This window comes from Mesorhizobium sp. P170090 (assembly GCF_057786115.1).
This window is the reverse complement of record NZ_JBYNWH010000001.1, coordinates 4,621,794-4,640,025: the sequence shown is the minus strand read 5'-3', so window position 1 is coordinate 4,640,025 and position 18,232 is coordinate 4,621,794. Positions and strand designations below refer to the sequence as shown.

The 18,232-nt window shown below is 63.8% G+C and carries 15 protein-coding genes; 10 read left to right on the top strand and 5 right to left on the bottom strand.

Going from position 1 to position 18,232, the window contains the following annotated elements; all coding sequences use genetic code 11:
• Window positions 1-38: 38 nt before the first annotated feature.
• Complete coding sequence (locus AC3EML_RS22555) at window positions 39-1,001, bottom strand: hypothetical protein (RefSeq protein ID WP_023695450.1); 963 nt, start codon at window positions 999-1,001, stop codon at window positions 39-41.
• Between the two features lie 163 nt (window positions 1,002-1,164).
• Between AC3EML_RS22555 and AC3EML_RS22550 the strand changes: the two genes are divergently transcribed.
• Both AC3EML_RS22550 and AC3EML_RS22545 read left to right on the top strand, forming a co-directional pair.
• Entirely contained in the window at window positions 1,165-1,749 is a 585-nt protein-coding gene (locus tag AC3EML_RS22550; protein WP_352514096.1) for a nitroreductase family protein, read from the top strand.
• Window positions 1,750-1,857: 108 nt separating this feature from the next.
• Window positions 1,858-3,759: a CASTOR/POLLUX-related putative ion channel gene (locus tag AC3EML_RS22545; protein ID WP_352520472.1), complete on the top strand. Its 1,902-nt coding sequence runs from the start codon at window positions 1,858-1,860 to the stop codon at window positions 3,757-3,759.
• Here the strand turns inward: AC3EML_RS22545 and AC3EML_RS22540 are convergent.
• Together AC3EML_RS22540 and AC3EML_RS22535 are read right to left on the bottom strand one after the other, a co-directional pair.
• Entirely contained in the window at window positions 3,756-4,631 is an 876-nt protein-coding gene (locus tag AC3EML_RS22540; RefSeq protein WP_023830639.1) for an HpcH/HpaI aldolase/citrate lyase family protein, read from the bottom strand. The two genes, AC3EML_RS22545 and AC3EML_RS22540, sit on opposite strands and share 4 nt — an antisense overlap.
• Window positions 4,631-5,143, bottom strand: a complete 513-nt coding sequence (locus AC3EML_RS22535; RefSeq protein WP_460221791.1) for a MaoC family dehydratase — start codon at window positions 5,141-5,143, stop codon at window positions 4,631-4,633. Before AC3EML_RS22535 ends, AC3EML_RS22540 begins: the two co-directional genes overlap by 1 nt.
• A 91-nt stretch (window positions 5,144-5,234) precedes the next feature.
• Here AC3EML_RS22535 and AC3EML_RS22530 point away from each other — a divergent pair, with 91 nt between their 5' ends.
• Window positions 5,235-6,356 (top strand): DUF2336 domain-containing protein, encoded by a 1,122-nt coding sequence (locus tag AC3EML_RS22530; protein WP_352520471.1) that lies wholly within the window; start codon window positions 5,235-5,237, stop codon window positions 6,354-6,356.
• A gap of 4 nt (window positions 6,357-6,360) precedes the next feature.
• Here the strand turns inward: AC3EML_RS22530 and AC3EML_RS22525 are convergent, their stop codons facing one another.
• Together AC3EML_RS22525 and parE are read right to left on the bottom strand one after the other, a co-directional pair.
• Window positions 6,361-8,430 carry an FUSC family protein gene (locus AC3EML_RS22525; protein WP_352520470.1) on the bottom strand — a complete coding sequence of 690 codons (2,070 nt, stop codon included), beginning with the start codon at window positions 8,428-8,430 and terminating at the stop codon, window positions 6,361-6,363.
• A gap of 102 nt (window positions 8,431-8,532) precedes the next feature.
• Window positions 8,533-10,587: a DNA topoisomerase IV subunit B gene (parE, locus tag AC3EML_RS22520; RefSeq protein WP_023691142.1), complete on the bottom strand. Its 2,055-nt coding sequence runs from the start codon at window positions 10,585-10,587 to the stop codon at window positions 8,533-8,535.
• Between the two features lie 256 nt (window positions 10,588-10,843).
• On the opposite strand from parE, the gene cpaB reads away from it, so the two are divergent.
• From cpaB to AC3EML_RS22485, 7 genes are all read left to right on the top strand, one after another.
• Window positions 10,844-11,749, top strand: coding sequence for a Flp pilus assembly protein CpaB (cpaB, locus tag AC3EML_RS22515; protein WP_023688289.1), 906 nt, complete (start codon window positions 10,844-10,846; stop codon window positions 11,747-11,749).
• Window positions 11,750-11,827: 78 nt separating this feature from the next.
• Complete coding sequence (locus AC3EML_RS22510) at window positions 11,828-13,228, top strand: type II and III secretion system protein family protein (protein ID WP_031197419.1); 1,401 nt, start codon at window positions 11,828-11,830, stop codon at window positions 13,226-13,228.
• A gap of 4 nt (window positions 13,229-13,232) precedes the next feature.
• Complete coding sequence (locus AC3EML_RS22505; protein WP_023667602.1) at window positions 13,233-13,499, top strand: hypothetical protein; 267 nt, start codon at window positions 13,233-13,235, stop codon at window positions 13,497-13,499.
• Window positions 13,500-13,543: 44 nt separating this feature from the next.
• Window positions 13,544-14,758: a CpaE/TadZ family protein gene (locus tag AC3EML_RS22500; protein ID WP_023667601.1), complete on the top strand. Its 1,215-nt coding sequence runs from the start codon at window positions 13,544-13,546 to the stop codon at window positions 14,756-14,758.
• Window positions 14,755-16,176, top strand: a complete 1,422-nt coding sequence (locus AC3EML_RS22495) for a TadA family conjugal transfer-associated ATPase (protein WP_023667600.1) — start codon at window positions 14,755-14,757, stop codon at window positions 16,174-16,176. Before AC3EML_RS22500 ends, AC3EML_RS22495 begins: the two co-directional genes overlap by 4 nt.
• A 4-nt stretch (window positions 16,177-16,180) precedes the next feature.
• Window positions 16,181-17,146, top strand: coding sequence for a type II secretion system F family protein (locus AC3EML_RS22490; RefSeq protein WP_023688292.1), 966 nt, complete (start codon window positions 16,181-16,183; stop codon window positions 17,144-17,146).
• Window position 17,147: 1 nt separating this feature from the next.
• Window positions 17,148-18,113: a type II secretion system F family protein gene (locus AC3EML_RS22485; RefSeq protein ID WP_023688293.1), complete on the top strand. Its 966-nt coding sequence runs from the start codon at window positions 17,148-17,150 to the stop codon at window positions 18,111-18,113.
• Window positions 18,114-18,232: the final 119 nt, after the last annotated feature.

The window sequence follows — 18,232 nt, the reverse complement described above, 5'->3', positions numbered from 1 at the left end:
TCAACTGAGGGCCAAACCGAGGCCAATGGGCGCGCCGGTCAGTCGGCGCCTTCCTCGGGATCGATGGCCGACGCCTCGGTGGCCAGGACCTCGATCTCCTGGTTCTGTCCGGCAACGACGGTGAAATCCTTCTGGTAGATGCGGTCGCGGTTCTTGGCGATGATGGTGTATTGGCCTTCGGCCAAGACCATCGAGGCGAAGGCGCCGACGGCCTCCTTGATCGGGTCGCCGGATTCGTTGAGCAGCGACCAGGATGTATCGGCGATGGCCTCGCCGCCGGTCTCGCGCACCAGCTTCATGGTCTCCTCCGCCGCGCGATGCTCGACGGTGGCTTCGGTCAGCTTGCCGGCTTCGACGCGGATGTCGGAGCGAATGACGGCATTGACCGCGCCATAGGTGGAGACGACATGATAAACGCCGGCGTTGAGCCGCACGACGCTGTTCGGCTCGACATCGGGAATGATCAAAGCGCGGTCGCCATTGGCCTCGGCGGTGCCCTCATAAATGGAGAAGCGCAGTTTTTTCGGCGGAATACGCACGCCGCCCGACAGCACCGCGTCGAGCTTGAGGCCGCCGGCATCGAGCACCAGGCTTTCGCGCCTGGCGTCCTTGCCGACGGTGATGCGCTTGGTGGCGCCGGCGCGTCCGTATGAGGCGTGGACCAGATAGCTGCCGGGTTCGAGCTGGAACACGGCGCTGCCGCCATGCGCGGAAGCCACCATCGGCAGCTTGCCGTCGCCGGCGGCCTCGGGCTTGAAGACGCGCCAGACGATGCCGCGCGTGATGTCGGCGCCCTTGTCGGTCAACTGGGCCGACAGCGTTATGGCGCCGCCGCCACCTAGTGCCAGCGGCGTCTCGCCCTTGGGCGGTGCATAGCTCGAAATATCGGGGAGTTTCAGATTGCCGATGCCGTCGGCATTCTGCGCCATGGCCATCGAGGCCGGCGCAAACAGCGCTACGGCGAGCCAAATCAGGAAAAGGCGCGATGTCCCCTCAAACATGCCTTGCGTTGAAGCCCAAGGCGGTGGCAATTTCAAGGCTTAAGAGTCCGATCCGCCTTGGCAACGGCTCTTTCGTCCGGCGCGTGCGCGCCAATGCACGAGCCGCCCCACCCGCAATGGCGCGCTTCAGCTCAAAATCGAGTGCTTTAGGAGACCTGGCCCCATGGCGTCGCCGATCATCGACTTCCTGCTGACCCGAAACTCCGCACCGATTCCTGAATTGAAGGAACCGGCGCCCAGCGATGGCGATATCGCGACCATGATCGCGGCTGCAAGCCGTGTGCCCGATCACGGCCGACTGGAGCCGTGGCGCTTCATCCTCTATCGCGGCGAGGCGCGATTCGAGATCGGCAGGAAGCTGGCGGCGCTCGCCGAACAGCGCGAAGGGCCGCTGCCGGAAAACCGCCGCAACCAGGAGCTGGCGCGGTTTTCCCGCGCGCCGCTGGTGATCGGCGTGGTGTCGGTTCCGAAGGACAATCCAAAAATCCCGCAATGGGAAATGTTCCTGTCCGGCGGCATGGCGGCGATGAACCTGATGATCGCAGCCAATGCGCTGGGCTACGGCACCAACATGATCAGCAACTGGTATTCCGACGTGGCGGAGGGCCGGGCGCTGCTGGGACTGGCGCCACAGGAACGTGTTGTCGGGTTTATCCATATTGGCTCCTATCAGGGACCGGCGCCGGAACGGCCGCGGCCCGATCCGGCAAAGCTCTATGCCGATTATGCGGGGCCGTGGAACGACTGACACCCGAAAGCGATTCCCCTTTATTTAAACACCGGCTAAGACAGCGGCTTCGGCGATGCGTTGGGGTCGGCGCATCGACCATGGGGAATATTGGGGGTTGCCGGCGACATGAAGAAACGAGACTCGCTGCGAACCCGGCTGCGCTACGGGTTTGACAAGAGCATGGCCGCCGGCCCGATCGCGCTGATCGGCTGGCTCGCCCTCGCTTCGCTGCTGATCATCATCGCCGCCGCGGCTTTCCTTGCGGTGACCCGCATTGCGCCGGAGGGCGGCGAACCGTTGAACTTCTTCGAAGCATTCTGGGAATCGCTGATGCGCACGCTCGATTCCGGCACGATGGGCGGCGACACCGGCTGGGCCTTCCGTCTCGTCATGCTGTTTGTCACGCTTGCCGGAATTTTCGTCGTGTCGGCCCTCATCGGCGTGCTCAGCGCCGGCGTCGACAGCAAGCTCGATGAATTGCGCAAGGGTCGTTCGCGGGTGCTGGAGAGCGACCACACCATCATCCTCAACTGGTCGCCGTCGGTCTTCGACGTCATCTCCGAACTCGTCATTGCCAATGCCAGCCGCCGCCATCCGCGCATTGTCGTCATGGCCAATATGGACAAGGTGGCGATGGAGGACGAGATCGCCGCCAAAGTCGGCAGACTGGGCAATACACGCATCATCTGCCGCAGCGGCGACCCGACCGACCTCTACGATCTGGCCATCGTCAACCCGCAGACCTCGCGCTCGATCATCGTGCTGTCGCCGGACGGCGACGACCCGGATTCGCAGGTGATCAAGACGGTGCTGGCGCTGGCCAACGACCCGAACCGGCGCACGGCGCCCTATAACATCGCCGCCGAGATCCGCGACGGAAAGAACGCCGAGGTTGCCCGCGTCGTCGGCGGGGCCGAGGTACAGCTTGTCCTGGCCGACCAGCTGATCTCGCGCATCGTCGTGCATTCGAGCCGGCAGTCGGGTCTCAGCGGCGTCTATTCGGAGCTGCTCGATTTCGACGGCTGCGAAATCTACACGACCGAGCAGCCTGATCTCACCGGCAAGACCTTCGGCGAGGCAGTGATGGCGTATGAGCATTGCGCGCTGATCGGGCTCTGCGACCAGCAGGGGCGCGTCAATCTCAACCCGCCGTCGGAGCTGGTGATCGGCAAGGACATGCGCGCCATCATCATTGCCGAGGACGATGCCGCCATCAAGCTGGGAAGCGCCGGAGCCAAGATCGATGCCGCGGCAATCCTTCGCCATCAGCCTGTCGAGGCGAAGCCGGAGCGCACGCTGATCCTTGGCTGGAACCGGCGCGGACCGATTATAACCTATGAACTGTCGCGCTACGTCGCACCTGGGTCAATCCTGACCATCGCCGCCGATACGCCGGGCCTCGAGCAGGAAATTGCCGGACTGCCGGTCGTCGGCGACAATCTGTCGGTTTCCTGCCGCATCACCGACACGTCGAGCAGCACAGCACTGGCAAGCCTGGACGTGCCTTCCTACGACCACGTGCTCGTCCTCGGCTACAGCGAGACCATGGCAGCGCAGCCCGCCGATACGCGCACGCTGGTGACGCTGCTGCATCTGCGCAAGATTTCGGACGATGCCGGCACGCATATCTCGATCGTCAGCGAGATGATCGACGTGCGCAACCGCGAGTTGGCGGCGGTGACCAAGGCAGATGATTTCGTCGTCAGCAACAGGCTGGTCAGCCTGATGCTGGCGCAGGCTTCGGAGAACCAGCATCTCGCCGCGATCTTCGATGATCTGCTCGACGAGGAGGGCTCCGAAATCTACATGCGTCCGGTCGGCGACTATGTCGCCATCGACCAGCCGGTGACGTTCTGGACGATCGCGGAATCGGCGCGGTTGCGCCGAGAGATCGCCATCGGGCACCGGCGCGTTCGCGCCGCGCAGAATGATGAGCGGGCTCTGGGCGGCGTCACCGTCAACCCGTTGAAGTCGCAAGCGCTGGCCTACCTGCCGGAGGACCGGGTCATCGTGCTGGCGCGGGACTAAACCCCGGCTGCCTTGGCGCGAGCCAGAAGCCGCTCGGCGAGCCTGAGATGCGGCCGGTCATACATCTTGCCGTCAATGCCGACCACGCCAGGATTTCCGGCCGCCTCGAAGGCCGCGACGATGGCCTGCGAGCGTTGCACTGCCTCCGCCGACGGTGTGAAGGCGGCGTTGATGACCGGCACTTGCGCCGGATGGATCGCCATCTTGCCGGTAAAGCCGTCACGCTCGGCCTCCGTGCATTCGGCTTCGAAGACGGCCATGTCGCGAAAGGCGGGGAAGACCGTGTCGATCGCCGCGACTTCGGCCGCGCCGGCGGCGAGGATGGTCATGGTGCGGGCATGGCGGAAGACATCGGTGTAGCGGCCGTTGTCGTCGCGCGCAGCCCGCGCACCGATCGCCGCGGACAGATCTTCGGCACCCCAGGTGAGGCCGGCAAGCCGGGCGCTTGCCCCGGCGTAGGTCGCGGCGGCCAGCAAACTGGCAGCCGTCTCGGTGATGATCGGCAGGATCTTGATCGCGCCATCCGGCAATCCGTTTTCGGCCTCATGCACGCGGAGCTTTACGGACAGCTGCTGAACATCCTGGCCGCTGTTCGACTTCGGCAGCATGATGCCGTCGGGCTTTGCAGGAACCAGCGCGGCCAGATCATCGTCGGTCAATCTGGTCGAAAGATCGTTGACGCGGATATAGATGGCGGAGCTTGTCTGCTGCCGATTGCCGGCGATAAAGCGTGCCGCGATGTCGCGTGCCGCCGCCTTGTTTTGTGGCGCCACGGAATCCTCGAGATCGACGATTACCACGTCGGCGCCGGCGCCAAAGCCTTTGTCCAGCTTCTTTTCGGAATCGCCGGGCACAAACAGCAGCGAGCGCATCAGGCCGCCTTTTTCATCATCATCGCCTGGCGCGTGCATTTGGCGACGAGCACATCGTTCTGATTGTAGGCGCGATGCTCGAACTCGACGATGCCGCGGTCCGGCTTGGATTTCGATTCCCTGACCGAGATCACAGTCGTTTCGACACGGATGGTGTCGCCATGGAAGACCGGGTGCGGAAACACTGTCTCCCTCATGCCGAGATTGGCAATTGTGGTGCCGACGGTGATGTCATTGACGGAAATGCCGATCATCAGGCCGAGCGTGAACAGCGAATTGACCAGCGGTCTGCCCCATTCGCTCTTGGCGGCGAAGTCGAAGTCGATGTGCAGCGGCTGCGGGTTCAGCGTCATCACCGAGAACAGCATGTTATCGCTTTCGGTGACGGTCTTGCGCAGCGTGTGCCGAAAGACATGCCCGACGACGAACTCTTCGAGATAAAGCCCGGGCATCGTTTTTCTCCTCCGCTGCCTGACGGTTGATAGGCGCTGCCCATGCCACCCGCAAGCCAGTTAATAAACATGGTGAACCGTTCGTAAACCATTTCTGCCTAGGGTCATTCCTGGGGCCGGAAGCTTTCCGGCAAGGGGCGTAGCAGGCAGTATGGTTGTCTCGCATTTTCTCAAATGGATCTACACCGCGAGAGTTTCGGAGCGCGCCGCGGCGGCGAGCGCGCTGGCCCGCGCCTACGTCAATTCCGACCTGCCTTTCGAAGACCGTTGCGCGGCCGAAGCGGCGCTGACGCTGCTGCTCGACGACGCCTCGTCGAAGGTGCGGCTGGCTATGGCCGAAGCGCTGTCGATGAGCCATCACGCGCCGCTGCAGATCATCAGCGCGCTTGCCTCCGATCAGCCGGAAGTGGCAGCCCTGGTGCTGGCGCGCTCCCCGCTGCTGACGGACGCCGACCTGATCGACCGCGTCGCGGCCGGGCACAAGGCGACGCAAAAACTGATCGCCGACCGGCCGGTCGTTTCGATGGCGGTTGCCGCGGCGATCGCCGAGATCGGCGAACCGGAAGCGTGTGCGGCGCTGCTCGCCAATGACGGCGCCGACATAGCCTCGCTCTCCTTCCGCCGCATCGCCGAGCGGCATGGCCATATCGCTCATTTGCGCGAGGCAATGGTCACGGATGTGCGGCTGCCGGCCGACTGCCGGCACATGCTACTGGTCAAGCTCGGCGAAACGCTGAAGGCTTCGCCGCTGGTGATGGCGCTGATGGGGGCGGCCAGAGCCGAGCGCGTCACGCGCGATGCTTGCGTCAAGGCTTCGGTGCGGCTGGTCGAAGGCACGCGCGCGGAGGAACATGCGGCACTTATCGAACATCTGCGCCTGCGCGGCGACCTGACCGCAAGTTTCATCATCCGTGCCATTGCCCACGGCAAGGTCGACTTTTTCGGCTCGGCCCTGGTTGCGCTCAGCCAGCAGTCGGAGCAGCGGGTGCGGGCGCTGCTTGCCGGCGGCCAGGACGTTGCGCTGCAGGCGCTGTTTCGCCGCGCCGGCATTGCCGCGCCCACCCATGGCATCATTCTGCGGGCACTCAAGATCTGGCGCGAGGTCGCCAATGGCAAGCGTGTCGCCGGCGTGCAGGAAGTCAGCTGGCTGATGCTGAAGGAACTCGGAGGTCAATCCACTGAGGGCGATCTCGCCGGCCTGGTCAAGTCGATCCATCTCGATGCGCTACGCGAAAACGCGCGCGGCCACGCGCTGGCGATAGCGGCGGCTTGACGTCCTAGCCGCGATCCCTCGCAAAAAAATCCGGAAAGTCTTCGATCGCGGCGGCGATGATGCGCAGCGAGGCTGCGATTTGCAGCATATCCGCACTGCTGCTGCGCTCTGAGAGGCCTGCTGCATATTGCCGGGCCACAGTGATGGTTGCCGTCTGCGGATCGCCGGGTGCGCGAAAGAGCAGTTCACGCGCCAGGCCGCGCAGGAAATTGTCGATCGAAAGCGCGGTTTCGGAAGGAATGGCCGGGCTCTGCTGCGCGGCGCGCAACCGCAGGATTTCAAGGCCGACGGTAACGGCGGCGACCCCGCCGCCCAGAATCGCATCGCCTTTCCTGCCGGCATTTTGCAAGAGCGGCATCAGCTGGTTGATGCGGTCATAGGCCAGGCTCTCGAAGGCCGAACGCCGCGGCACCCGCTCATGCAGGCACAGCCGCGCCAGATCCTCGCGCATGGCCCGCACGATGCGGTTGGCCGCGCGCCATGGATCCACCGGCAGCACCACGATGAAGACGCCGATCGCCAGCAGGATGCCGACCAGCACCGACGCCGAGCCGGCGAAAAACGGGCCTGGGGCATAGGTCATCGCCTGATGCGGGCTGAGGAAGGCGAGGAAATTGATGGCAAAGGCCGTCGCCACGCCGACGGTGCGCGGATTGGCCATGCCCAGCGCCGTCGGTACCAGGATCGGCACGACAAACAGCGCGAACCAGCCGAAGCCGGGCAAAGCAGGCAGCGCGACCTGGCCGACAAGGAAGGCAAAGGGCAAAGCCAGCAGCGTTCCCTTGAAGAAGCCCCAGGACACCCGCACCGGGTCAGGCCGCGCGGCGAAAAGACTGGAGACGACGGCAACGAGGATGACGGTGCCGGCCGCATCGGACCATTTCGTCGTCAGCCAGAAGGCGGCGACCGCCAACGTGGCAAGGGCGGCGCGTATGGCATTGCGCGAAGCCCCGGGATAATCGCGGTGCACCACCAGCGCAGGCGGCTGCCTGTTGCTCCGGATAGGGCGCGTCACCGGTGCGCGCAGGGCGTCGAGGCCGCGCAGCACCTGCTTGAAGGCTTCGGCGAAATCGGCGGCGATGGTGAGGCGCGTGATGGTGCCGACCCTGTCGTCGCCCTGATCGGTCGAGGCGTCGGGCATTTGCCGGGCCTTGCCGGCAATCGCGTCGAGCCGCGTCACCCAGGGCGACGTGTCCTCCAGCGCCTCGGGCGTGGCTGCCAGTTCGCTGACCAGCGACTGCAGTTCCGAGCGCACCGGAATGAGCGCTGCGTTTTTCGGCGCGGCGTGAGAATGCAGCGCGCGTGCCGCCGACAGCGCCGACAGAAGCTGACCGATGGTGAGGCGGACCGGATGGGCGCGGGTGGCGAAGCTCGGGGCTTCGAGCCGGGCATAGGTGCGCATCTCGGCCAGCATCTGGGCGTCCGTGATCAGTTTGCCGTGCAGGCCGGCCAGTCTCGCCGGGTCGCCGCCGGAAAAAGCGCCGCCTGCATAGGTTGCAAGGTCGAGGATGCTGCGCTTCAGCCTGGAGATGATGGCGTCAGCGGCCAGCTTGGGCAGGATCAGCCGGCTGGTCAGGCCGGCGCAGACGATGCCGAGCACGATCTCGGCGCAGCGCGCGACAGCGAGATCGACGACTACATGCGGCTGGCCGAAAGCCGGCAGCCCAATGATCATCGCGGTATAGCCGGCAAGTGCAGCGCCATAGGCTTCCGGATTGCGCAGCAGCGACGAAACCAGCGTGCACAGCCCAATCCAGACGGATAGCGCCGTGACCAGCAGCCAGGGATTGGTGCCGAAAACCGAGGTGATGCCGATCGCCGCAAGTCCACCGGCCAGCGTGCCGAGCAGCCGGAAAAAACCTTTCGCCAGCACCATGCCGGCGACCGGCTGGGCGACGATGAAGACCGTCATCATCGCCCATTGCGGGTGGTCGAGTTTCAACGCGTAAGCAGCGAGAAGCGCGATCAGACCGGCCGAAACCGTGCGCAGGGCGAAAATCCAATCCGAGCGCGTCGGCTGCGTCAGGCCCGCCAAACTGGTTTCGAAGTAGCTCTTCAGCCGCGCCCGGATCACAAGCTGGTCTCCGTATCGGAAGTGCAGGCTAGAGCAATTCCAGGAAAAGTTTGAAACGGTTTTCCGCCCGGAACTGCGTCAAAACGAAGAGTCGGCCGGCGCTCAGATATCCAGCACTTCCGTCGCGGCGAATTCGGCGCGTTCCTGGATGAAGCGGAAGCGGGCTTCCGGCTTGGTGCCCATCAGCGCGTCGACAGCATCCTTGGTCGCCGCCACGGCGTCGATAACATCGACCCTGAGCAGCGTGCGCTTCCTCGGGTCCATGGTGGTTTCCTTGAGCTGCGCGGCCATCATCTCGCCCAGGCCCTTGAAACGGCCGATCTCGACCTTGGCGCGGCCGGTGAATTCGGTGCGCAACAGCTCGTCCTTGTGCGCATCGTCCCTGGCATAGGCAACCTTGCCGCCTTGCCGGATCGAATAGAGCGGCGGCACCGCCAGATAGAGATGGCCGCCATTCACCAGGTTCGGCATTTCCTGGTAGAAGAAGGTGATCAGCAGCGAGGCTATGTGAGCGCCGTCGACGTCGGCGTCGGTCATGATGATCACGCGGTCGTAGCGCAAATCCTCATCGCGGTATTTCGAGCGCGTGCCGCAACCGAGCGCCTGAATCAGGTCCGATATCTGCTGGTTGGCGGCGAGCTTGTCGTTGCCGGCGCTGGCGACGTTGAGGATTTTTCCGCGCAGCGGCAGCACCGCCTGGCTCGCACGGTCGCGCGCCTGCTTGGCCGAGCCGCCGGCCGAGTCGCCTTCGACGATGAACAGTTCGGCGCCCGCGGCGGCGTTCTGCGTGCAGTCGGCGAGCTTGCCGGGAAGGCGCAGCTTGCGCACCGCGCTCTTGCGCGACACCTCCTTTTCCTGGCGCCGGCGCACCCGCTCGTCGGCGCGCGCAATCACCCATTCCAGCAGCTTGGAGGCTTCCTGCGGATTGTCGGCCAGCCAGTGGTCGAAGGGATCGCGGATGGCGGTCTCGACAATGCGAATGGCTTCGATCGTTGCCAGCCTGTCCTTGGTCTGGCCGACGAATTCCGGCTCGCGAATAAACACCGACAGCATGCCTGCCGCCGAGATCATCACGTCTTCGGAGGTGACGATCGAGGCGCGCTTGTTGCCGACCAGGTCGGCATAGGCCCGAAGTCCGCGCGTCAGCACATTGCGAAAGCCGGCCTCATGCGTGCCGCCTTCGCCGGTCGGGATGGTGTTGCAGTAGGAGTTGACGAAGCCGTCACCGCCGAACCAGGTCACCGCCCATTCCAGCGAACCGTGGCCGCCCTGCTTCTCGCTCTTGCCGGCGAAGATTTCGCGGGTCACCTGGAAATCATCGCCGAGCGATGCCTTGAGATAGTCCTTCAAGCCGCCGGGGAAATGGAACTCCGCCTTGGCCGGCGTCTGGTCCTTTTCCTTGATCAGCGATGGGTCGCAGCTCCAGCGGATCTCGACGCCGCCGAACAGATAGGCTTTCGAGCGGGTCATGCGATAGAGCCGCGCCGGCTCGAAGGCGGCGCCCTTGCCGAAAATCTGCTCGTCGGGATGGAAGCGGATTTTGGTGCCGCGCCGGTTGTGCACTTCGCCGAGCTGCTCCAGCCCGCTCACCGGAACGCCGCGCGAGAACCTTTGGCGGTAAAGCTGGCGACCGCGCGCGACCTCGACTTCGAGATGGTCCGACAGCGCATTGACGACCGAGACGCCGACACCGTGCAGACCGCCGGAGGTCTCATAGACCTTGCTATCGAACTTGCCGCCCGAATGCAGCGTCGTCATGATGACTTCGAGCGCCGGTTTCTTGAATTTCGGATGCGGATCGACCGGAATGCCGCGGCCATTGTCGGTGACGGTCAGAAATCCGTCGGCCGACAGCTCGACATCGATGAAGGTGGCATGGCCGGCGACCGCCTCGTCCATCGAATTATCGATGACCTCGGCAAACAGATGGTGCATCGCCTTGTCGTCGGTGCCGCCAATATACATGCCGGGACGGCGCCGCACCGGCTCCAGCCCCTCCAGCACCTCGATGTCGGCGGCGCTATAGCCCTCGCTGCCGTCCTTGGTCGCGGCAGGACGCTTCGTGGCCTGCACCAGCGGGTCGGCCGGGCGCGAAGGTGTCCGAGCCGGTTGGGGCTGCTTTTCCAGATTGCCGAAAAGATCGTTGTTGTCGTCCATGCCTACCATAGAATCCGTGCCGCGAATCACCCGTCGATACTGCCACGCTTTTCGGCGCCAAGCGACGGAAGTTCCTGTTACGTTCGGGGATTAAACCCTTCTTATCCTAAAACCTTTCGATAACCAAGCCGGCGGAAATAGGTCCGTGCGGAGCGGCCGCGATTCCTGAATCTTTAACAAAGCGGCCTAGCGTCGCTCCAACAAAACAAAAGACCACGAATGTCAGGGGTTGGTTGTGAGGGGCAAGGCCATAACGATGATTGGCATCGCTGCCGTCTTCGGCGCGATTTCAATCTTTGCCGCGGATTTCTGGGTGAAAAGCCAGGCCAAGGCCGATGCCGAAGAGAAAACGGCGTCGATCCCGGCGCCCGCCGTCCCCAAGGTCGTCTTCAAGACCATAGTGGTGGCCAACGCGCCGCTGCGTTACGGCATGGAGCTTGACCGGGCGCAGCTCAGCGAAATCCCATGGTCCGAGGATTCGGTGCCGCAGGGCGCGTTCACCACAGTCAATGCATTGCTCGCCGAAGGCAGCCGCGTGGTATTGTCGCCGATCGAGGTCAACGAGCCGGTGCTGATCAGCAAATTGTCGGGGCCGAACGGCCGCGCGACGCTATCAAACATGATGACGCCCGGCATGCGGGCGGTGACAATCCGCACCGACGAGATCGCCGGTGTCGGCGGCTTCGTCATGCCGGGCGACCGGGTCGACGTGGTGCTGACACGCGATGCGGGCGAAATCCAGGAAGTGGCCAAGAACGCGCAGGGCGCTGCCGGATCGACCGTTACCTCCGAGATTGTCGTCTCCGACGCCAAGGTGCTGACCGTGGGGCAGGGCGCCGACGAGCGCCAGACCACACCGCAGATCGCCAATTCCGTCACCATCGAGGTGACGACCGAAGGCGCGCAGAAAGTGGCGCTTGCCCGCACCGTCGGCACCTTGTCGCTGTCGCTCCGCTCGGCCGCAGACGGAGGGGCCGCCAAGGACGGCGTCACCACCATCTCGTCCTTCGGCGGATCGGTCGCCTCCGGCGTCCAGGCCGCTGCCGGCGCGCTGTTCACTGCCGCGACCAAGGAGCCTGAGAAGCCGAAATTCAAGACGATCATCGTGACGCGCGGCACGCAGGTCGAAGAATACCAGGTTCCTGCGCGGGACCAGCAATAACTGCCGGTGGGGACCGGGCGAGGGACGGGACAGATGTCGGGACTTCATGCATTTCGAACTACGAAAGGGCTGCGCCCAATGCGGGCGCTTGCGGTGGGGGCTTGCCTGGCCGCGGCCGCAATGCTCGGCCTCAGTGCACCAGCCAAGGCCGACAACGATATCGTCCATGTCTCGTCGACAACGAATGCGTCGATCAAGGTAGCCAAGGGCAAGCCGAAGACGGTCATGACCAATGCCGCCTTCTACCAGATCGTCATCGGCGATCCGGAGATCGCCAACGTCAATCCGCTGACCGACAAATCCTTCTATGTGCTGGGCAACAATCTCGGCACCACCGGCATCGCGCTGTTCGACGAGAACAAGCAGTTGGTCGGCACCGTCGACATCGAGGTGACGCTGGACACCGACCAGCTGGCCAGCACCATTCGCGCCAGCGTGCCGGACGCCAAGATCAAGGTCGGCTCGGCCAATGGCCGCGTCGTGCTGTCGGGCGAGGCCGATGACGCGGTCGCCGCCGAGAAGGCAAGCAAGATCGCCAGCCGCTTCTCCGGCAATGAAGAAGTGATCAATTCGGTCAACATCTCGTCCTCGCAGCAGGTTCAGCTCAACGTCCGCTTCGTCGAGATCAATCGCCAGGCCGGACAGGATCTCGGCGCCAAATACAGCGCCAATTTCGCTTACGGCATTGGCGGGCGCGACGTCACCCTCGATCCTGGCACGGTGCCGGGAGCCGGCAATGGCGAGATCATCGGCCGGCTGCTGTCCAACGGCCTGTCGATCGACGTCGCCATCAAGGCGCTGGAGGAACGTGGTCTCGCCAGGCGGCTGGCCGAGCCGAACCTGATCGCCCGCTCGGGCCAGACGGCAAGCTTCCTCGCCGGCGGCGAGTTCCCGATCCCGGTCTCCGAGGACAATGGCAAGATTTCCGTCAGCTACAAGAAATACGGCGTCAGCCTCGACTTCACGCCGACGGTTCTCAAGGACGGGCTGGTGAGCCTCGACATCGCGCCGGAAGTGTCCTCGATCGACGCTTCGGCCTCCTACAATATCGGCAATATCTCGGTCCCGGGCTTTATCGTGCGCCGCGCCAAAACATCCGTCGACCTGAAGAATGGCCAGAGCTTCATGATCGCCGGCCTGCTGCAGTCACAGAACGACATTACCACATCGCGTCTTCCCGGCCTCGGCAAGCTGCCGGTGCTCGGCTCGCTGTTCTCCTCCAAATCCTATCAGCGGCGCGAGACCGATCTGGTGATCATCGTCACCCCCTATCTGGTCAAGCCCGTCGATCCGTCGAAGAAGCTGCTCGAGCCGACCGACGGCACGCAGCCAGCCAGCAATGTCGACTATTTCCTCAACAACACCGAGGAAGTGAAATCGTCCGAAGCCAATCGTGCAGTGGCAATGGCCAGCGGCAGTACGGCACAGCCGGCCGCGGTCACCACCGTCGGGCATTTCCTCGACCTGCCGAAGGATTGAAGCCATGCGCGTGGAATCATGCATCGCCCTGCTGATCGCCGGCCTCGCCGGCGGCTGCACCAGCGACGACTATGTCCGCTCCGAGGGACCGACGATTGCCGCCGGCAACGCACAGGCCGCCAATACGGCCATGCAGATGGTCGATCCCTGGAAATACGGCGTCCAGAACACCAGGCTGCTGGTGCCGGCGCAGCGCAGTGAGGCGGCAGTCAACGCCGCCGACCAGGCTGCTGCTGCCAAGGCCGTGCAACCGACAGCGACAACCGATTGATTTGCCCGGTGATTTGACCGGGAATGACCTGACAGGCTGACAAAATGGCAAGCGGCATCAAGACCAAGAAGATCCTGCTGGTGTCCAGCGACCGGACCTTTGCGCAGGATACGCGCACCGCGTTCGCGGCCTCGGAGGTGATCCAGCTTTCGACCGTCGAGAAGAACATTACCGAACTGCGCGGCGAGGTCCAGGAAGCCGATTTCGGCGCGCTCATCGTCGACATGGATGCGGCAAAGCTGGAAGAGATCGAGTCGCTGCAGCGCATCATGCGCCGGCTTGAAGGCCGCGTTCCGGTGGTCGTCGTCACCCAGGAATTCAACGCAGCCGCAGTGCGTATCCTGGTGCAGCTCCAGGTCGCCGATTTCCTGGTCAAGCCGATCACCACCGCCGATCTGGTGCGGTCGGTCGTGCGCGCGCTGCAAGGGCCGGGGCGCGAGGAAAACACCGAGTCGCAGATCTATACCTTCATGCCGGCCGCCGGCGGCGTCGGCACCACGACGCTGGCGCTGCAGACCGCCTTCCAGCTGCATCATTCGGTGACGCGCGGCGCGTCGACCTGCGTGGTCGACCTCAATTTCCAGCAAGGCGCCTGCGCCGAATATCTCGACCTCGAGCCGCGCTTCGACATCACCGAAATCGAGAACCAGCCCGAGCGCCTCGACCGTCAGCTGCTGGATGTGATGCTGTCCAAGCATGCGAGCGGGCTCTGCGTGCTGGCGGCGCCAACGCATCCGTCGGAAATGCGCTCGTTCAAGACCGATGTCGTGGTGCGCATGCTCGATCTCGTCTCGGCCTATTTCGATAACGTCGTCATCGACATGCCGCGCACCTGGTTTCCGTGGACGGAGACGGTGCTGCTCGGCTCCAACAAGCTCTACATCGTCGCCGAAATGACGGTGCCATGCCTGCGCCACACGCAGCGGCTGATCCAGGCGGTCTACGAGACGGCCGGCAAGGAAGTGAAGCCGAACGTCATCGTCAATCGTTTCGAGCAGAAGATGTTCGACAACGGCATCAAGCAGGCGGATGTCCAGGAAATCCTGGGCGAGCATTTCGTCGGCGGCATCTCCAACAATTACCGGCTTGTGCGTGAAGCGGTCGACCGCGGCGTGCCGCTGCATGAGATCGACCCGAACGCCAATGTCGTCAACGATCTGAAGAGGATCATCCTGCCGGAAGAAGCCGTGGTGACGCCGGAGAAATCGCGCTCGCTGTTCGGCATCGGCAGGGGCCTCCTGAAGAGGAAAGCCGGATGACCAGCCGCTTCTCGACCCTGCAGAACCGTGACGTCCGCGCTCTGAAGCCGGCCGAGGCGGCGCCGGTCGCGCATCACGCCGTGGTCATCCCGACGAACCGCAAGGCCTTGCCGCCGAAGCCGGAGACAACACCGGGAAAAAGCGCCAACAAGGTGCTCGATGCCCGCGTGCGCATCCACCGGCTGCTGCTCGAGGAAATCAACCTGGTCGCGCTGGAGCGCCTGCCCAAGGATGAGATGCGCCGGCAGGTGCAGGAGTTCGTGTCGGAAAAGACCCGCCAGGAGCGTATGGCGATCAACACCGTCGAACTTGAAGCGCTGGTCGATGACATCGTCGATGAGATGGTCGGCCTCGGCCCGCTGGAACCGCTGCTCAAGGACCCCGACATCAACGACATCCTGATCAACGGCCACCAGAACTGCTTCGTCGAAAAACGGGGCAAGCTGCAGCAGGTCCATATCCCGTTCAAGGACGAGGCGCACCTGTTGCGCATCGTCAACAAGATCGTCGCCGCCGTCGGCCGCCGGGTCGACGAATCGCAGCCGATGGTCGATGCCCGCATGCTCGACGGCTCGCGCTTCAACGCCGCCATTCGCCCGGTCGCCGTCGACGGGCCGCTGGTGTCGATCCGCAAGTTTTCAAAGAACAAGCTCGGCCTGCACAAGCTGGTCGAGTTCGGCGCCATCACCCAGAACATGGCCGAGGTGCTGGCGGCTGCAGTCCACGCCCGCAAAACGACCATCATCTCGGGCGGTACCGGCACCGGCAAGACGACGATGCTCAACGCATTGTCAGCCTTTATTCCGGAAGACGAACGGTTGATCACCATCGAGGACGCGGCCGAACTGCAGCTGCAGCAGCCGCATGTCGCGCGCATGGAAACGCGCCCCGCCAACATCGAAGGTCATGGCGAGCTGAAGCAGCGCGACCTGGTCAAGAACGCGCTGCGCATGCGCCCTGACCGCGTCATCCTCGGCGAGTGCCGCGGCGAGGAGGCCTTCGACATGCTGCAGGCGATGAACACCGGCCATGAAGGCTCGATGGCGACCATCCACGCCAACACGCCGCGCGACGCCATTTCGCGCCTCGAGCAGATGCTGGGCATGACCGGCATGCCGATGACGGTGCAGTCGATCCGCAGCCAGATCGCCAGCGCGCTCGACCTTATCGTCCAGCTGACGCGACTGTCGGACGGCAAGCGCAAGGTGACCAGCGTCGCCGAGGTGACCGGCATGGAAGGCGACGTCATCCAGATGCAGGAGATATTCCGCTTCGTGCGCACCGGCATGGAAGCCGACGGCAAGATTCTCGGTCACTACGAGGCGACCGGCATTCGCCCGCGTTTCCTCGAGGACCTGCGCAACATGGGCATTGAATTCCCCGGCAAATATTTCGAACCCGGCCGGCCGCAGGAGTAGCCGGGTGTTCGAGAATTTCAGCCCGATCTATGTCGTCTATGCCGCGGCAGCGCTGACCGGCATCATGATCGCCGAAGGCTGCTATCTGCTCTATGCCGGCCGCAGCGACAAGCGCCTGGCTATCAACCGGCGCATGAAGCTGCAGGAAAACAAGATCAGCCAGGAACAGGTGCTGATCCAGCTGCGCAAGGAACGCGGCCTCGATTCCGGCACGTCATTCTTCTCGCCCGACCGTTTTCGCGCCCTGCGCACGCAGTCTGGCATGGTGATGCCCTTGCCGAAATTCCTGACGATGACGACGGGCGTGGCGCTGGCGATGATGCTCGTCGCGCTCTGGTACGGCCTGCCGCTGTTGCTCGCCATTTTGCTGTTTGTGGTGCTGACAGCGCTGCTGCCGGTAATTGTGCTGCGTTCCAAGCGTGCCCGGCGGGTGAAGCGTTTCGGCGTGCAGTTGCCGGAGGCGCTGGAATTGATCACGCGCGGCTTGAAGGCCGGGCATCCGGTTCCGGTGGCGATCTCCATGGTGTCGCGCGAGATGCCCGATCCGATCGGCACCGAATTCGGCGTTATCTCCGACGAGGTGACTTATGGTTCCGACCTGGTTTCGGCGTTGAATTCACTGTTTGATCGCGTCGGCCAGGAGGATCTGCCGCTGTTCGTCACCGCGGTTTCCATCCAGACGAGTTCGGGCGGCAATCTGCGCGAGATCCTCGACGGGCTGTCGACGACGATCCGCGAACGCGGCAAGCTGCGCCGCAAGGTGCGCGCCATTTCGACCGAGGGTCGTATGTCGGCCTATATCCTGACGGCGGTGCCGGCGCTGCTGTTCGCCGCCATCATGGTGATGATGCCGCAATTTTATCAAAGCGTCTGGGATGTGCCGAAGACCTGGTATCTGCTGGGCGGTTCGGTGACATGGCTGATGCTGGGCAACATCATCATGTTCAAGATGTCGAACTTCCGGTTCTGAGATGGAGCAGGTGATCCAGTTTCTTGCCTCGCTGGCGCCGACGTCGCTGATGCCGGTAGCCGCGATGCTGCTGGCATTGGGCGGCAGCGCGGTGGCATGGCCGCTGGTGGTGGCCAAAGGCGACCGCAACGATCTCAAGCGCCGGCTCAAGATCGACGACAGCAAGACTCCCCAACAGGCCGAGGTGGCGCCGAAGAAGAACCAGAGCGTCGTGCGCGAGAAGGCGGTGAAGCGGGCGCAGGAATTCTACGCCAAGAGCGATCCGGAAAATGTCGCCCGGCTGCGTATGAAGCTGATCCAGGCGGGCTATATGGAGCCGCGCGCGGTCGGCACATTCTTCCTGATCCGCTTCGCCTGCCTGGTGGGCGCAGCGATCGGCGCGTTCCTGGTCAACCATTGGATGGGCAGCGTCGATTCCACCGCGACCAGCCGCTGGACCTTCATCATCCTGTCGGGAGCCGCCGGCTATTTCGTGCCCGGCCTGGTGCTCAGCCAGAAGGTGCGGGAAAAGATGCGCGAATACCGCAACGGCTTTCCCGACTTCATGGATTTGATGATCGTCTGCTCCGATGCCGGCATGAGCATGGAGGCCGGCATCGAGCGCGTCTCGAAGGAACTGGCCAAGACCTATCCGTCGCTGAGCCAGAACCTGCAGCTGGTGTCGCTGGAACTCAGGGCCGGCCGCAGCCTCGACGATGCATTGAAGGCGCTCGCCGACCGCCTCAGCCTGGACGAGGTGCGCTCCTTCGCCACGCTCTTGCAGCAGTCGAAGGAACTCGGCACCAGCCTCGCCGGGGCGCTGCGCGTGTTCTCTGACGAAATGCGCCACAAGCGCATGTCGTTGGCCGAGGAGAAGGCACATGCCTTGCCGGCCAAGATGTCGGTGCCGGTGGTGGTGTGCATCCTGCCGGTGGTGCTGATGATCGCCGTCATCCCGATCATCGTCAAAATGACGGCGGTTCAGTAGATACCAAGGCAGTAGATACCAAGTGGCCGCCCGGCGGCTTTCTGCGGTTACTCACTTCAACTACGCTTCGCCTGGATGTCATATCCGGCCGGTTTGGCCGCTCTCCTTCGGCAAAATCC

Coding starts and splice junctions, on each gene's coding strand:
- AC3EML_RS22555 (WP_023695450.1), bottom strand. CDS start 1,001: ATGTTTGAGGGGACATCGCGCCTTTTCCTGATTTGGCTCGCCGTAGCG.
- AC3EML_RS22550 (WP_352514096.1), top strand. CDS start 1,165: ATGGCGTCGCCGATCATCGACTTCCTGCTGACCCGAAACTCCGCACCG.
- AC3EML_RS22545 (WP_352520472.1), top strand. CDS start 1,858: ATGAAGAAACGAGACTCGCTGCGAACCCGGCTGCGCTACGGGTTTGAC.
- AC3EML_RS22540 (WP_023830639.1), bottom strand. CDS start 4,631: ATGCGCTCGCTGCTGTTTGTGCCCGGCGATTCCGAAAAGAAGCTGGAC.
- AC3EML_RS22530 (WP_352520471.1), top strand. CDS start 5,235: ATGGTTGTCTCGCATTTTCTCAAATGGATCTACACCGCGAGAGTTTCG.
- parE (WP_023691142.1), bottom strand. CDS start 10,587: ATGGACGACAACAACGATCTTTTCGGCAATCTGGAAAAGCAGCCCCAA.
- cpaB (WP_023688289.1), top strand. CDS start 10,844: ATGATTGGCATCGCTGCCGTCTTCGGCGCGATTTCAATCTTTGCCGCG.
- AC3EML_RS22510 (WP_031197419.1), top strand. CDS start 11,828: ATGCGGGCGCTTGCGGTGGGGGCTTGCCTGGCCGCGGCCGCAATGCTC.
- AC3EML_RS22505 (WP_023667602.1), top strand. CDS start 13,233: ATGCGCGTGGAATCATGCATCGCCCTGCTGATCGCCGGCCTCGCCGGC.
- AC3EML_RS22500 (WP_023667601.1), top strand. CDS start 13,544: ATGGCAAGCGGCATCAAGACCAAGAAGATCCTGCTGGTGTCCAGCGAC.
- AC3EML_RS22495 (WP_023667600.1), top strand. CDS start 14,755: ATGACCAGCCGCTTCTCGACCCTGCAGAACCGTGACGTCCGCGCTCTG.
- AC3EML_RS22485 (WP_023688293.1), top strand. CDS start 17,148: ATGGAGCAGGTGATCCAGTTTCTTGCCTCGCTGGCGCCGACGTCGCTG.